Source organism: Methanocalculus natronophilus (assembly GCF_038751955.1).
GTDB classification, from domain to species: domain Archaea; phylum Halobacteriota; class Methanomicrobia; order Methanomicrobiales; family Methanocorpusculaceae; genus Methanocalculus; species Methanocalculus natronophilus.
The window spans coordinates 396-642 of record NZ_JBCEXH010000079.1; the positions used below are offsets into that span (position 1 = coordinate 396).

Sequence of the window (247 nt, forward strand, 5' to 3'; positions counted from 1 at the left end):
AGAAAAAGACAATTTGACCAAAGAATATAAATCAGAAATCAGTGATTTAATTCAACAATTAAGTGGTGAAAAAGAAACCGTTAAGAATAATTTTGGAGGGTCTTGTTGTTCGACGAGCGAATCTCCAGAAGATAGAGCGTTAGAGCGTTTATACTATTTAATGGTGTCCGCTAATGATCGCGCAAAATATGAGCGTATTCAAAGTAAATTAGGGCTTAAACTATCAAATGATGCGATTAAGCCTATG

The 247-nt window shown here is 34.4% G+C and carries 1 protein-coding gene; it reads left to right on the plus strand.

Translation table 11 applies throughout. The features are described from left to right. A partial coding sequence (locus ABCO64_RS10520; RefSeq protein ID WP_343089434.1) for a hypothetical protein occupies nucleotides 1–247 on the plus strand: 247 nt, incomplete at both ends.